The sequence below is a fragment of the Lysobacter sp. HA35 genome (assembly GCF_054061195.1).
Genome location: NZ_JBSSDY010000001.1, coordinates 2,127,205 through 2,141,914 on the forward strand (window position 1 = coordinate 2,127,205; position 14,710 = coordinate 2,141,914).

Sequence of the window (14,710 nt, forward strand, 5' to 3'; positions counted from 1 at the left end):
CCGCCTCGCACGAAGGTTCCTATGGGAACGTCGTTACCTGAGGAAATTCCGATGTCGAAGGTCCTGATCGTCGCCGAACACCTGGGCGGCCACCTCAATGCTTCCACCGCCAAGTGCGTCACTGCCGCGAAGGCGCTATCGCCCGAGTCGATCGACGTGCTCGTGCTCGCGGACGACGCGTCCGCAGTAGCGGGCGAAGCCGCGAAGCTCAACGGCGTGACGCGTGTGCTGACGGTGTCGAATGCAGCGAATGCGAGTCCGATCGCGCAGGTGCTGGCGCCGCAGGTCGCTAACGTCGCCGCCGGCTACACGCACGTGTTCGGCCCGAGCACCACGTTCGGCAAGGACCTGATGCCGTGCGTCGCCGCGCTGCTCAACGCGCCGCAGGTATCCGACGCGATGGCCGTCGAAGGCCCGCGCACGTTCAAGCGCCCCATCTATGCCGGCAACGCGATCGTGACCGTCGAAGCGCCGGAAGGCGTCATCGTCGTCGCGACGATTCGCACTGCATCGTTTGCGGAAACCACACGCGACGCAAATGCGCCGATCGAAGCGGTCACCGTCGACGCCGCGCTGCCGACGCATACGCGTTTCGTCGGTCTGGCGGCAGGCTCCAGCGATCGCCCCGACCTGCAGAGCGCCAAGCGCGTCGTGTCGGGCGGCCGTGGCGTTGGATCGGCCGAGAACTTCAAGATTATCTACGACCTGGCCGACAAGCTCGGCGCCGCCGTCGGTGCATCACGCGCGGCAGTCGACGCCGGCTACGTGCCGAACGAGATGCAGGTCGGCCAGACGGGCAAGATCATCGCCCCCGAGCTCTACATCGCTATCGGCATTTCCGGTGCTATCCAGCACCTGACCGGGATCAAGGATGCCGGGACGATTGTCGCGATCAATAAGGACCCCGACTCTGCGATTTTTGAGATCGCGGATATTGGGTTAGTGGGTGATATGTTCCCCGTCCTGCTGGAACTGCAATGCTCGCTCTAGGCAACTTTGCAGCCCGAGTTTCTAGCCATCCTGGTCGGGGCCGGCGCGGGCATCAGCTCTTTTTGTCTTGACGCCAGAAGAACAACCGAACATCGACATTCCGACTCGCTGGATTCCGTCGCGGGAGCGCTAATTGCGCCACGCGCCGTGATTACTGCGATGGCCGGACGCGCGGAATTCATCCAGTGGCTCAATGCGATGATTAGCGAGTGGCTCACGGCACCGGCAGTACAATTCGGCGCTTGACTCCTGCAATTGCACGCTTGAGCCAGCTAGAGCCTCGCACGGGATATTGGCAGCTGCGGAACGACGAGGTGCTCCCCCATCTTCCGATATCCACCAGCGGCAATAGCAGTAGCGCGAGGCGGGTGGCGGGTGGCGGGTGGCGCTAGATCATCAACCCTGCATTGATTAGGGCCATGTGCGGAGTTACGTCGCACGCGCGAGAATCCATACGCGGATGTCCGGGGGCGCAACCCGGAGAGCCGGCAACGCCACGGCTATCGAAGCCGTGAGCAGAGCGGCCCCAGCGCGCGAAGTAGATGGATCGATTAGGATTCGGTTATAGAGCCCGTCGAACGTAATCGACTCCAGGCGCATCGCGCGAACAATATTCAACCCGTGCCGCCTCGCGAGCTGTTGGAACCAATTCCCGTCGAGATAGTGCACGTGAGGCGAAGGAAAACCTTCCTGCCACATGCGATTAAAGGCGTTTGCGAAACCGAGTCGGCAGAGCACTTTTGAGATGCGATACAGGACGCCGGTCCGGTCGGGTGCGTTTATAACGAGCAACCCATCTTGCGCCAGATGCCGCTTACAAGCATCCAACGCCGCTGCAATATCCGGGATGTGCTCCAGAACATCGTTGAAGGAGATCACTTCGAAGCGCTCATCTTCACTCAGGACCTCGGGGAAAAAACCACGCCGGATCGACGCAGGGGCTATGGACCCAAGCTGCTTCACATTCGGGTCCGGCTCAATACCAGTCACATCAAAGCCGCGTTCGCGAGCCAGCTCAAGGAACCATCCGTGCGCGCAGCCGACGTCCAAAAGCTTTGCGCTCGCAGCAGCGCCAAAGCATTTCGACTCGTCGATCGCGTCCAGAACCCGTCTAAAGTTGGACTTGCGTAGTGACTCGAGGGCTGCATGTCTGGACGTCTCGTCCAAGTCACCTCCCTCCTTTTGGTCAAGAATGGCGGGTTCCAAGACGCTACCTTCGTACGAACAACGCGGACACGTCCGGTGCCAAGCGGAAAGACCCATGCATAATTGCGCGGAACACGCAGGACAGTTCGTTAACTCCATTTGGCCACACTCATCGCAACACCCGCCATAATGATCATGCCGCCGGCCAAGCTGTTCCAGCGCAACGGCTCACCTAGCCACCACGACGAGAAAAGAGGCACGAGTAGAAACGTTAAACCGTAGAACGGAAATGCCGTAGCTAGCGGAACCCGGGAAAGCACCGCCATCCACATGACAGTCGCTACGCCATAGATTGTTAACGCCGATATGAGCCGGATTGACACTAGCGTCCGCAGATCGTGCACGTCGACCGATACTGCGGCCAACTTGAAAAGGATCTGCCCGATAGACAGCAAGACCACCGTGCTGAGGAGCAGGAGCAGATTCTGTACCGTCATTCGCGGCGCCTCAATCATCACGCGAGCCCGGATAGTTGCCACTATCGGACGAGCGCAAACGCCGTTGCAATGGGTAACGCGGCGTATTGGAGATATCGTACGCAAAGAATCCGAGCAGCAACTGCAGCGCGACGAGGATGGACATCGTCGCAACCGTGATCGTGCCCAGATGCGCCGGTATGCCTGTCTCCGCAGACTTCCACCAGTTCCACGCTCCGTATGCACCGCCAAACAAAAGAAGGACGGTTCCCACGACGAGCTCCAAAGACGCGAGCGAGACGTCACGTAGGAAATAGGTGTATCCGAGCCGCTTCAAGCCGTTGCGGGTATGTTTAGCGGCGAATTCAAATATTACTTGACCGATTCGCAGGTTGCTTTGTTCGTCACCGTAGATCGCATCCATGGGAATATCTACAACGACGGCGCGAAACGTGCCAAGTCTAAAAAGGAAGTCGGTTTCGAAGAAGTAGCGCCGACTGACTTTATCGGCCGGAATCATGCCTGCGACACTCGCATGCACAGCAGTGTATCCGTTTGTGGGATCGAAAACGTCCCAGTAGCCGGTAGAAAGCTTTGTGAGAAATGACAGCACTGCATTGCCGACGAGCCGGGGCAGCGGCATTCGACCGATGTTCCGCAGATCATAGAAGCGATTGCCTTTAGTGTAGTCAGCTTCTCCTCTCGCGATCGGCGCAGTGAATATTGGGATTAGCGAGGGGTCCATCTGGCCGTCGCCATCAATCTTTACGATGATGTCGTGGCGGTCGTCGAGCGCCGCTGCATAACCAGTCAGCATTGCGCCACCGACCCCCTGATTCACATCGTGGCGTAGGACACACACCCTTGGGTCGTGGCAGTTCGCCGCAACGAACTGCCCTGTTCCGTCTGGGCAGCAGTCATCGACGACGTATATTCGCGCGCACTCTGGGCCCACAGCCGCAATGACGTCCAGCACATGAGCCTTTACGCGGTACGCCGGTATTACCACGGCAATTGACGGCTTCCCGGTCGCCCGTTCCATTACTCGAAGTCCTCTGACACCTACGGATGAATAACGCTGAGCGGCGTCAACTGTCGACGGTAGGATTCGCCGCTCAGACCTTACAACCTCGCTGCAGCGCGGACATCTCGGCGACCGACCGCTAAGGTCGATGCGACCACTGGTGGGCGTGACGTAGCGGCAGTGGCGGGAGGGGATGCGCTGAAGGTCTGCCGTAGCCGCGTAAGGCCTTCGCGACGCTCGTAGCCGTAGTCGCAATTCAAGGGCAACCGGGAGTGGAAAGCGCACGTCCGTCGGCAGTTACTGCCTTAACGCAGCTCAGCTGCACAGGGCCAAGCGCTGCTTCGTACACGCGTAGGCCGCCCGCCCCCGTGACCTGTAGCGAAACCGACGAATAGGGGCCGCCGTTCACGTCAACGAAAGTGTAGTGATCGTCGGCGATTCTGTCTAAATCTAGTGTCGCCACGTGCGGCGCGTCTCCGTCTCCATTCGATGTATGCAGTACCACTGCCAATTTGCCGCGGCCGCCTTGGCTAGTCATGTCAAACAAAATGCCGACGCGCTTTATCGCCGCTTGGTTTATTGGTTTGACTAAGGCCAGGTAAAGCGGCTGCGTAGTGCCGACGTACGCGCCGGGGCGCGCCGAGCTGGCATTCAGGACGTCCGCGATTGTCTGCGAGTGATACCGAGTCAGCAGCGCTTGGATTGATGTGAAGCCGCTAAGCGCCGCTATCAGCATCAGCCCGAAGTTGAGCGTCGCGGGTACGGCGAAATGGGCATCTCGCCTGCGGTCGGTGACCGCGTAGACGATCATCAAAGCGGGAATTAGAAAGTATCGACCCTGCACGCCAGCGATCTTGGCCGCAGCGTCCGGGGTCCACTGGATGAGCAGGGCCAAAAACGTGAGTACGACCGACGAGAGCGCGACTAAGACGAGCAACCCATCGGTCCAACGCATAGATGGTAGCCGAAGCGTCAAAAATGTCACGACCGCAAGTACTGTCCACATTACCGGATACAGCCACGCGGGTAGCGGGACGTCCAGCCAGCCCAGCACCCCTATGAACGACTGCGCATAGAACGACCGCAAGTCGGGATCGGAAATAGTATTCCACAGGATATCCAGCGTGAGCCGCGGTTGCACGATGTATCTCAGGAGGCGACCACCGTGCTCTATATTTGGGACGTCGGCACCCGACACCGTCGTCTTGATTGCAAGCAGAGTCCACGCGAAGACGAGACCCGCCGTGATCACAGCTCCTGCGAGCACCCTCTTATCACGCGTCACGCGGTAGACCGCGAATGGGAGTAACAGCAGCGGTAGCATGTTCGCGCGGCATGACGTCACGGCGATTACCGAAAGCAGCAACGCGGCACATGTGAAGGCGTAATGGCTTCCGTTTGTGCCGACGAGACGCATGTAGCAAGAAACCGCCAGGACCGATGTGGCAGTTGCCATTGGATCAAGCACCGCGGAAGCAGCGAGAAAAATGTACATCGGCAGCAGCAGCAATGCCAATGCACCTGGCGGTGGAGGGTAGAGTCGAAAGGCTAAGATAAGTAGCGCGACGCTGCACACGAGCGAGCACGCTCGCGCCAACATGTAGGACGTGTGGACTGTCCACCCCGCCCACTGCCCGACTTTGAGAGCAAGTGCTTCGGGGGCATAAAGGACAGGGAAGTAATAGCCGGTACCGGCTGGCGTCGCCCTGATGTCCTGTCCTGCCCAACTGACAGCCTCGGCCCGCTCAATATCGGTGCGTGAGATTTTGTTGCCCGGAAAGCTCTCGGCGTAACGCTCGATGCCTGCGTCGACGTATCCACCTGAGAGCGCCGTTCCACTTGCCGAGTCGAGAAGTACCTGGCCATTGCCGAACATCATGGCCCGGGTGACATGCGAGTACTCGTCAGGCGCGTGGAACGGTGGCGTTACCGCGGAAATGGCCAGCCCCAGCAACAATATTGCCAGACAGCAGTAAGGCCAGATTGCCACTACGGAACCGCGGCGCATCAAAACGTGCTTTAGGCTCATCCGTTACGAATCCGGAGCGGGTGCATTCACATGCACGAACAAATGTGGCCGGGCAACGTCTGCAGCGTCGAAGGCAGGGAGTACATGACGCCGGCGATGCCTTGCGCGCTCGGCAAACCTCCTGCCCGATACGCACCGCCATGCCGCCATGCCGCCGTGCCGCCGTGCATAGCGGTGCGCTCGGCGCAGTCACGGCCCCGCTAGACGAACGCGCCCGGCACGTTTACGGCGTCGCGCCGAGCGGCTCGGGATCTTCGGGAATCGCAGCGAGTTCCTCGGAGGAGATGACAATAACGTCCGCTGGCTTCAACCCCTGAGTATCAAGCCAGCCGGCTTGTACGATCCAACGGCGTTTACCGTCTTTGACGAAAAACCAGCCGTCTTGCTTCGTCCCGTCAATAGGAGCACGGCGAACTACCTTGCCCTCGTAACGACTTGCCACGGAATCCGCGCGCTGCGTCGGATGGACGCTCGTAGCGGCGCTTGGCGCCGGTGCGGGTTGGTCCCGACCGCAAGCAGCCAGCGCCGCTGTCAAGGTCAGCGCGGAAACAAGCTGAAGGTTCTTGCTCATGTCTGTTCTCGCCAGTAGTGATGATTTTTAAATCGGCTTAGTTGCCGCACGAAACTGATGCGCAAACGGACGTTGGGTGGCCGACCCCGGCGGCGTTCGCATGAAATCGGCGACCTCGGCCAAGCTCGCGGTCCAGTCACCAATCTCGCACACGTCGTCGCGTGCCGTCTCACGGATACGCCGCAGCGCCTCGTGATTGGTGAGCGCGTACACAAGTGTCGCCGCGAGGCAAGACGATGTCGGGGGCGACAGCAGACAGTTCTCGCCATCTCGCAGTAACCAAGTGTTCGCTTCATTGTAGTTCGTGACTACCGTCGTCCCGCAGGCCATCAGCTCAAAGGGCAAATACGACGGGTGTCGGGTCATCATCATGACGAACCCGACATGGCAGCTGCGGTAAAGGTCGGCCGTCTGCGCATAGGGCAAGAGCCCGACGCATTGGACCACTCCGTCAAGGCCATACTCACTAGGGTTCCAGCCCACTCCGGCACAGACGATCTCGACTCGATCGCCAAGTTGCACCTTGACTTGTCGTAACGCAGCAGCTGCGAGTTCGAAGCCGTTACGTGGCGTGCCGGGCCGCGCGTAATAGAAAAGCCGCCTGACATCGGCCGATTCACTTCTGCCGGAGGAATCCGGAAAAAATACCGCTCGGTCAACGGTCGGTTTGAGAACCACAGCGCTGCCGCCGTATTCGTCCTCATACATCCGCTTAAGCGTCACAGTATTGCAAATGCCCAAAAATCCGAACCGGTAAGTCAACTCCGCCTGCGCATACGTACTACCGGCGGGGTAAAAGGCCGGCTCAAAGTCCTGAATCATGTAGAACTTTAAACCGGTATTGCAAACCCTGAGGAGTACGTAGGCGGTCGTCCATAGCGTGGCGATCGAGTAGTCTGCGAACGGAATAGCCTGGATAGCGTCTGCAGAGTCAAGAATCTGCACATCCGAAGCAGCCAATGCAGGAAACGCCGATGCGATCTTTGCGCGCATTGCCTGCTCGTCAGCGCCACCGCATATGAGAAAACGCTGCCGCATCCCTTGATCCCGCGCAAGACTGTCCGCGAGGCGGAGAATAGTCATCACTCCGCCATAAAAAGGGTTATCGAATGGAGGAAGATACCAATTGCATACTCGGGCAGCAGGATCCGCGGACACAGCGGCGAAATTCTGCTGCGGACGCATTAAGTCATCGAAATCGCAGTCGATGATGTTCGCGAGCTGGAGAGCATCTTGTGTATATCCGGACCAAATGTTCGGCACCGGTTGAGCCTCGACTGCCTTCGGCCACCGTCGCCATTTGGATGCGATTTTACCAATCATGAATTCAAACTCATCGGATTGATGCCAGAGTAGGCCGGACTAAAATACGGGTCGGTCCAGTACTTCTGCGCGTCTTCGCTACGCTGATGAATCGGTCGCTGACGCATATAGGCGACAGCAAACGGGTTGACCATTCCGCGCATCCCTGAGCCTTCGACCGACTTTAGGCATGCTTGCCGAACGTACTCGTCGAGCTGTGACGCCTCGAAAGCGCCGCACGCGAAGGCTTGGGCGAACGTCGACATTCGAAACGCAACTGCATGAGCAGAGACACATCGGACGTTGCGATACCACGACGGACCACCGAACGACCCGTATTCATGAACGTAAGCGCCTGCGAAAAGTGGCGCCGACTCGCCTGATGGCGCAGCGACGCGACCTGCTTCGATGACGCGGTCGCTGTCGTCCAGCGCAATGGCGCCGTTCCATGCGATGTCTGGGTGATTTGCAACCCACCCAGCAAGCTCGTCAACTATCCCACCGGAAAGCCCTAGGAGGCGTCCGCTGAGAAGGATGACAGCGTCGGCGTCGCGCGTTAGAGAGGCGCACACACCCTGCCAATCGATCTGTTCTTGACGAAGAAGCTGCAGACGACCGGGCAAACCGTCCGCAAGAGCCGCAAGCGCGACACCCCGCTCTCCCTCGTGTAGCACCGTGATTTTCGAAATCGAGTCAAGCTTGGAGGCACGCACGAGTTCGACCACATAGGCGGCCTCATCTTGCGTCCCGTCCTGGACGATCAGTACATCGACCGAAGCCGGTCGAACCGGCCAGGTCACGTGAAACAAACCTGCATCCGTACGGCGGACAGTCGCCGGCAAGTTGCGTCGCATGAAATGGTTCTTCTGCGTCCTCAGTTGGCCCAATATTGCATAGGGCTTGGACTGCAATCCGGTCGACGTCGACGACGGAAGGATGCGCCAGTGGTAGTGGATGGACGGCACCCGCACTACGCGTCTCGCACGCTCGGTAACTTTGAAGAAGATATCCCAATCCTGCGCCCCGTCGGTATCTGGATCCCAGCCGCCGACTTCGCGAACCAAGGTCGTTCGCAGGAGATTGAAATGCGTCAGGTAGTTGACGGAATGGAGCATTTCCGGACTCCATTCCGGCTTGAAGAGCGGGTTAAGCCGCGTGCTGCCGGACTCGTCGATGCAATCCTTGTCTGAGTACAGAAAGTCGATGTCCGATGTGCCCTGCAATGCTTGCACCATGTCGAACAGTGCCCACGGAGCAAGCGTGTCGTCATGATCTAGAAGCGCGATGAACTCGCCTTCAGCGACCGCAAGTGCTTCGTTCGAGTTGCGGGATATTCCGCCGTTTCTCTCAAGACGAAGTAGACGAAACCGCGGGTCAGTGCAGCGACGCGCCAGCCATGCCCAGCCCTCCGTGTCGTCCTGATCCGCCCACGCGATGCACGCCTGCCAATTCGGATACGTCTGCGCCTCGATGCTCTGAAGCGTCTGCTCGAGCAGCGCCTGAGGCAAACGGTAAACGGGCACAATAATGCTAATCAGCGGTGTGTAGCCCATCGACTCCGAAAGCCGCCTTTGGCTTTCTAGCGCTTCCTTTTTCGGTTCGACGGCAGTGATGTAAGCGGCGTACTCGGGTGATGCCGCGCCGCGGACGAGACTGCCGTCAAGCGGCGGGATCGGGATCGGAGCGAGATCACTGGTAAGGCCCGGACGGCGCATACGCGCAACAAGCCATCGGACTACGACAGTGGCCAGTTGACCCCGCCACGTACCGTCGGGGGCCACGCGCCTGCGCAGGCGTCGCACAGCACGACCGATTCGAACATCCTGGTCATTCAGTGCCTCCCTCGCGCCATGAAGGTCGCGGGTCAAGCCAGCGATTACCTCATCACGGTCAACGCAGTCCGCTTGGAGACGCTGTTCCCGACCACGTACTTCATCAAGCAGCTGCGCACCTGCACCCAGCTTCTCGAGTAGCTCTCGATTGTGCAGCTCCACCGTACGAGAAAGCTCGCGGCAGCTTTCCAGTTCGATTTTTAGGTCACTTTCCTGACGAGACGCAGCTCGCAGCCGGTCGTCGGCGTCACTCTGAATGCTCGTCAATCGCTCAAGCAATGCCGACGTGTCGCGCTGATGCTGCGAGGCCGACTGCTCAGCGTCCACTACTGCCTGCGCGAGCCGGGCTTCGACGGTGTCCAACTGGCGCCTCAACTCCTCGCGTACTTGCGCGTGCGTAAGTACAGCGGCATCTGCTACTGCTCGCTCGTCTTCGGCATGCCGCTGGGCCTCTGCTAGCGCAGAGATGGACGCTTCCAGCTGCCGTATATGATCGCGCAGTTCCTCGATATGCGCTTCGGCAGCTGCGGCTCGTATGCCGAGACGCTCGGCCTCCTCGCGCCACCAGGCAATGTCCTGCATGCTCTGGACGCCGCGACCCAGTGCAGAGAAGAGTCGACTAACAACGCTAGCCCCATGGTCATCTAGCTCACAGAGTTCCCGCAGAGTTGCTGGAACGTCATTGCCAACCAGCAACACGCCGAGCCCATGACTGTGCGTGAATGAGAAGGACGGATAGTCCCTTGAGACTTCTTGCCAGTAGCGCCACACGCCAAAGTCCCGATGCCGCTCTTCCAAATCGTGGAAGAGCACTACGCCCCGGGAGGACAATTTCGGCCGCCACGACTCAAAGTCGTGCTTGACCGCGTCGTATGTGTGTAAACCATCAATGTGCAGAAGGTCGACAGTACCGTCGTCAAATCGATCGAGCGCCTCGTCGAACGTCATACGCAGGAGCTTTGAGAAGTCAGCGTAAGTCGATTCGTGATAGGGCTGTAACGCGTCGTATACCGAGTCGTCGTAACCCGCCGCATGTTCGTCGCCTTGCCACGTGTCAACGGCGTAGCAGCGGGTACGCAAGCCAAGCTCGCTTACCGCTTGGCAGAACGCAAGATATGACGCCCCGTGGTGCGTACCCAACTCCACAAAGAGGGACGGCCGCAATTCCTCCATCACCCACGCCCCGAACGGGATGTGCCCCAGCCAAGCACTAGGTGGCAGCCGTTGGGGCCTGATGGCGAGCGAGCGATTGAGCTTGATCATATGTCCCGTGGAACTCTTGGATCACGGCGCGCAGAGTCGATAAAGTCGGCGATGTCACTTCCCGACAATTTGGGAACGTACTCTTCAATAAGATCAAGCGGCCAATTCCACCAAGCCAGCTGTAAAAGCGCGTCGACGTGCTGTGGCGCGAACCTTGTGCGAATTAGGCGACCCGGGGTTTCCCCCGACGACCGCGTACGGCGATACGTCACTAGTCACGACGGCGCGTGCGCCGATAACGGCCCCGTGGCCGATCTGCACGCCGGAGAGAATGGTCGCGCCGTGTCCAAGCCAGACGTCATGGCCGATACATGTGGGGCCCTTCGTCGACGGGTGTCCATCCACATGAGCGAGCTCATGTGCGAACGCAATGCGCATCGGAAAAGTCGTGACCCAATCAACCCGGTGTTCCCCTCCGCCAAAAATCGTTACATCTTCGGCAATGGAACAAAAAGAGCCAATCTCGACGCGCTCATGTGGAAGCCACATTCTGATTGCAGGGTTACCGTAGGTGAACCGACCCACCGAGACACGTGAGTCCGCAGGACGAAATTCCGGTATCGCGCTCATCGCGCGCCCCTGTCGGGCAAAGTACGAAGACTTACCGAGTGAAAAGGGATTCCGACGAGGCCATAACGTAACTTCCTCGATGCGACACGGATGAGCACCGCATCGTGCAGCCAATGATGCTGCACGTTGTCCCAAGGGTCCCCTTCGGCGATCGACACGGTCATCGAATACTCACCATCCGGCAGCAAGGGGAGCGTAAAGGTAAAGGCGGCCTCAAGCGCGTCGCCAGCAGCTACCGGGTACGGCTGCGGCACGTACGTAAACGTATGTTCTCCAAACAACGATTGGCCGAGCCGATCTTTGACGAAGAATCCAATGATCGCGCTTGTCAACGGCTGCAGTGCGGTCGCACTGATCACCAATCGAACCGATTCGCCGCCGTGGAAGACACCTGATGCATCCCCTTCGCATGATAAGAGCTCGACCCTGTCAATGCGCGCTGCGTTCGACGTCCATCCCGTTGAATTATGGATGTTCGAAAAAAGCGTGAGTTCGGTTTCCGGCTCTCGGACAACAGGCTGCGATGGCACCATTGCAGCTCCAACGGCGGCCGGCTGCAGCGTTTGCAGCCGGATGTTCTCGCCGTAAATTTCCTGCGCACAATGCTCGAGATATGCATTGCAGACATCCTCGGCATTTCCACTCTCGCGAATGATGCCTTGATGGAGCCACACGGCCGACCTGCAAAAGTTAATCACCGATCCCGTGTCGTGACTCACGAACAGCAACGTTCCGCGCTCACGGAACTTGCGCAGAAAGCGCATGCACTTTTGCACAAATACCGCGTCGCCGACGGCCAAGGCTTCGTCAATGATAAGAATGTCGGCATCGACGTGGGCGATAACGGCGAACGCCAGCCTAACGTACATACCACTCGAGTAGACCTTGACCGGCTGCTCGATAAATTCGCTTCCGATGTCAGCAAACGCGACGATGTCGTCATACGCCGACTCGATTTGCTCCCGCGTCAATCCAAGAATCGACGCGCTCATGTAAATATTTTCCCTCCCCGTAAATTCCGGGTTAAAACCAGCCCCTAACTCAAGAAGAGCAGCTACACGTCCGTTGATAGAAACGCTGCCGGACGTGGGGGAAAGTGTGCCGCAAATGATTTGCAACAATGTCGACTTGCCAGAACCATTACGGCCAATAATGGCCAATGCGTCTCCGCGCCTCACTTCGAAACCGACGTTACGAAGCGCCCAGAACTCGTCGAAATAACGCTTCGGCGCCTTGCTCATTAGGCGTCTGAGCCGAGGCATGACCGATTGCTTCAAACGGTCTTGTGGCTGGCGATACACCTGAAATGCTTTCGAAACATCATCGATTTGAATTGCGACTTCGCGTTCGCCGCTGCTCACAATATCAGAGCACATCGGCGAATCCTCGGCGCATTTTCTGAAACGCTGCGTAAGCAAAGCAAAGCAATACGAAGCTAATGGCAAGATATACGACCCACGGCATTGGGTCGGGCACTCGTCCATCGAGCAGCAGCGCACGCGCGTCTTCGATGGCGATCGTGAGAGGACTGCAGCGCATCCAAACTTGAAACTGCGCTGGGAGCGCTGACACTGGATACACCACCGGCGAGAGAAAGAATAAAACCGTAGTGAACATAACGGTCAACTGAGCGATATCGCGCAAATAAACACCCAGCGCGGCGAGAATGTAGCTCAATGCAGCTGTCGTCAGTGCCAGAGGCAGTAGACAAACCGGGAAAAGCAGGGCTGTCCACGGCAATTTATGGCCTATCAGGACCTGAACGGCAAGCAGCACAATGACACTTACAAAACCGTGAAAAAGGGAAGACAACAGCGCCACCCAGGGCAGCGTTTCCAATGGAAAGACAACCCGCTTTACGTAACTCACGTTCGATAAAATCAGTGTTGGAGCTCGATTTATGCACTCGGCGAAGAAGGCATGTACAAGCAAACCGACAAATAGAATCAGGGCAAAACTGCCGCGATTCTCACTGACGTCAACGCCCCACCTCGCCTTAAAAACCACTGAGAAGACGAACGAATAGACCACCAACATAAGCAGGGGATTGAGAAACGACCAAGCGACGCCCGCGAACGATCCGCGATACCGCGCGATGATCTCGCGCTTTGCAAGTTGCCAAATTAGCTTGCGGTTCGCGATGGTTGCCGAAACCAGTGACCGCGGCGACAGATCCGGCGCTCTATTCGGATTCATCGGTACACGGCCCTGTCCACGTCAGGTTGAACCAGCAAGCAACAACTTCCATGCACTTCAACCCGTCATCGCCCGGCGGACGTCGTCAACTAGATCTTGGCGGTCTTCAACGCCTACGCTCAACCGCACAAGATTATCGAACAACCCCAGCTGCGCCCTCCGCTCGGGCGGTACGGACGCATGCGTCATGATCGCCGGGTGGTTCACGAGGCTCTCAACGCCGCCGAGTGATTCAGCAAGCGCAAACAACTCCGTGCGCTCGCAAAAGCGCTTCGCCGCATCCAGCCCACCCCTCACGAAAATCGTGACCATGCCACCGAAGCCATCCATCTGGCGCTTCGCAAGCTCGTGTTGCGGGTGCGACGCGAGGCCCGGATAGATCACGCGTTCAATTGCGGGGTGCGCCTGCAACCACTCCGCCAGCGCCATCGCATTCTCGCAATGCGCCTTCATACGCAGATGCAGCGTCTTGAGGCCGCGCAGTGCGAGGAAGCTGTCGAATGGGCCCTGCACGCCACCGATGGCGTTCTGCAGGAATGCCATCTGCTCGGCGATCTCGGTGTCGTCGCCAACCACCGCCATGCCGCCGACGATATCGGAGTGGCCATTGAGATATTTGGTCGCCGAGTGCATGACGATGTGCGCGCCCAGCGAGAGTGGGCGCTGCAGCATCGGCGAGCAGAAGGTGTTGTCGACGACGACGATCAGGCCGCGCTTGCGCGCGATCGCGGCGATTGCTTCGATGTCGACGAGCTTGAGCAGCGGGTTCGTCGGCGTCTCGATCCAGACCATGCGCGTTTCAGGGCGGATGGCGGCTTCGAACACGGCCGGATCCGTCAGGTCGACCCAGCTGAAATCGAGGCCGGCGCTGCGGCGGCGAACGCGTTCGAACAGGCGATACGTGCCGCCGTAGACGTCGTCCATCGCGATGACGTGACTGCCGGCGTCGAGCAGCTCGAGAATCGTCGACGTCGCGGCGAGTCCGGAGGCGAACGCGAAGCCGCGCGTGCCGCCTTCGAGCGCAGCGACGCAGCGCTCGTAGGCGAAGCGTGTCGGATTATGGCTGCGGGAGTATTCGAAGCCCTGGTGCTCGCCGGGGCTGCTCTGCACGTAGGTGGACGTCGCGTAGATCGGCGTCATCACGGCACCGGTACTCGGGTCCGGCGACTGGCCCGCGTGAATGGCGAGCGTGCCCAATCCGGGCGTGGGTCGGTCGTTCTGCATGCGGTCGCGAGGTCCTTACGGCGACCGACGATTCTACCATCGGCCGGTTGGCCGACCCCAATTCACATAGGGTCGGCTTCCTTCACA

Annotated in this window: 12 protein-coding genes; 1 reads left to right on the top strand and 11 read right to left on the bottom strand. The window is 59.0% G+C overall.

Annotation, left to right across the window (positions count from 1 at the left end):
* Positions 1-51: 51 nt before the first annotated feature.
* On the top strand, positions 52-990 hold the full coding sequence (locus ACVWZN_RS10545) for an electron transfer flavoprotein subunit alpha/FixB family protein (RefSeq protein ID WP_456953774.1): 939 nt from the start codon (positions 52-54) through the stop codon (positions 988-990).
* Between the two features lie 429 nt (positions 991-1,419).
* Here the strand turns inward: ACVWZN_RS10545 and ACVWZN_RS10550 are convergent, their stop codons facing one another.
* From ACVWZN_RS10550 to ACVWZN_RS10600, 11 genes are all read right to left on the bottom strand, one after another.
* On the bottom strand, positions 1,420-2,157 hold the full coding sequence (locus tag ACVWZN_RS10550) for a class I SAM-dependent methyltransferase (protein WP_456953775.1): 738 nt from the start codon (positions 2,155-2,157) through the stop codon (positions 1,420-1,422).
* A 128-nt stretch (positions 2,158-2,285) separates the two neighbouring features.
* Positions 2,286-2,633, bottom strand: a complete 348-nt coding sequence (locus ACVWZN_RS10555; protein ID WP_456953776.1) for an EamA family transporter — start codon at positions 2,631-2,633, stop codon at positions 2,286-2,288.
* A gap of 10 nt (positions 2,634-2,643) precedes the next feature.
* On the bottom strand, positions 2,644-3,654 hold the full coding sequence (locus tag ACVWZN_RS10560; RefSeq protein ID WP_456953777.1) for a glycosyltransferase family 2 protein: 1,011 nt from the start codon (positions 3,652-3,654) through the stop codon (positions 2,644-2,646).
* A gap of 238 nt (positions 3,655-3,892) precedes the next feature.
* The gene (locus ACVWZN_RS10565; RefSeq protein ID WP_456953778.1) at positions 3,893-5,665 is read right to left on the bottom strand and encodes a DUF2142 domain-containing protein; all 1,773 of its coding nucleotides are present in this window, start codon (positions 5,663-5,665) and stop codon (positions 3,893-3,895) included.
* A 223-nt stretch (positions 5,666-5,888) separates the two neighbouring features.
* Positions 5,889-6,236, bottom strand: a complete 348-nt coding sequence (locus ACVWZN_RS10570; RefSeq protein WP_456953779.1) for a hypothetical protein — start codon at positions 6,234-6,236, stop codon at positions 5,889-5,891.
* Positions 6,237-6,263: 27 nt separating this feature from the next.
* On the bottom strand, positions 6,264-7,559 hold the full coding sequence (locus ACVWZN_RS10575) for a glycosyltransferase family 4 protein (RefSeq protein ID WP_456953780.1): 1,296 nt from the start codon (positions 7,557-7,559) through the stop codon (positions 6,264-6,266).
* Entirely contained in the window at positions 7,556-10,633 is a 3,078-nt protein-coding gene (locus tag ACVWZN_RS10580; protein ID WP_456953781.1) for a class I SAM-dependent methyltransferase, read from the bottom strand. The genes ACVWZN_RS10575 and ACVWZN_RS10580 overlap by 4 nt, the downstream gene beginning before the upstream one ends.
* Positions 10,634-10,726: 93 nt before the next feature.
* On the bottom strand, positions 10,727-11,203 hold the full coding sequence (locus tag ACVWZN_RS10585; protein ID WP_456953782.1) for a CatB-related O-acetyltransferase: 477 nt from the start codon (positions 11,201-11,203) through the stop codon (positions 10,727-10,729).
* Positions 11,200-12,579 (bottom strand): ABC transporter ATP-binding protein, encoded by a 1,380-nt coding sequence (locus tag ACVWZN_RS10590; RefSeq protein ID WP_456953783.1) that lies wholly within the window; start codon positions 12,577-12,579, stop codon positions 11,200-11,202. Before ACVWZN_RS10590 ends, ACVWZN_RS10585 begins: the two co-directional genes overlap by 4 nt.
* Positions 12,569-13,399 carry an ABC transporter permease gene (locus ACVWZN_RS10595; protein ID WP_456953784.1) on the bottom strand — a complete coding sequence of 277 codons (831 nt, stop codon included), beginning with the start codon at positions 13,397-13,399 and terminating at the stop codon, positions 12,569-12,571. Before ACVWZN_RS10595 ends, ACVWZN_RS10590 begins: the two co-directional genes overlap by 11 nt.
* 57 nt (positions 13,400-13,456) lie before the next feature.
* Complete coding sequence (locus tag ACVWZN_RS10600; RefSeq protein WP_456953785.1) at positions 13,457-14,623, bottom strand: cystathionine gamma-synthase; 1,167 nt, start codon at positions 14,621-14,623, stop codon at positions 13,457-13,459.
* Positions 14,624-14,710 lie beyond the last annotated feature (87 nt).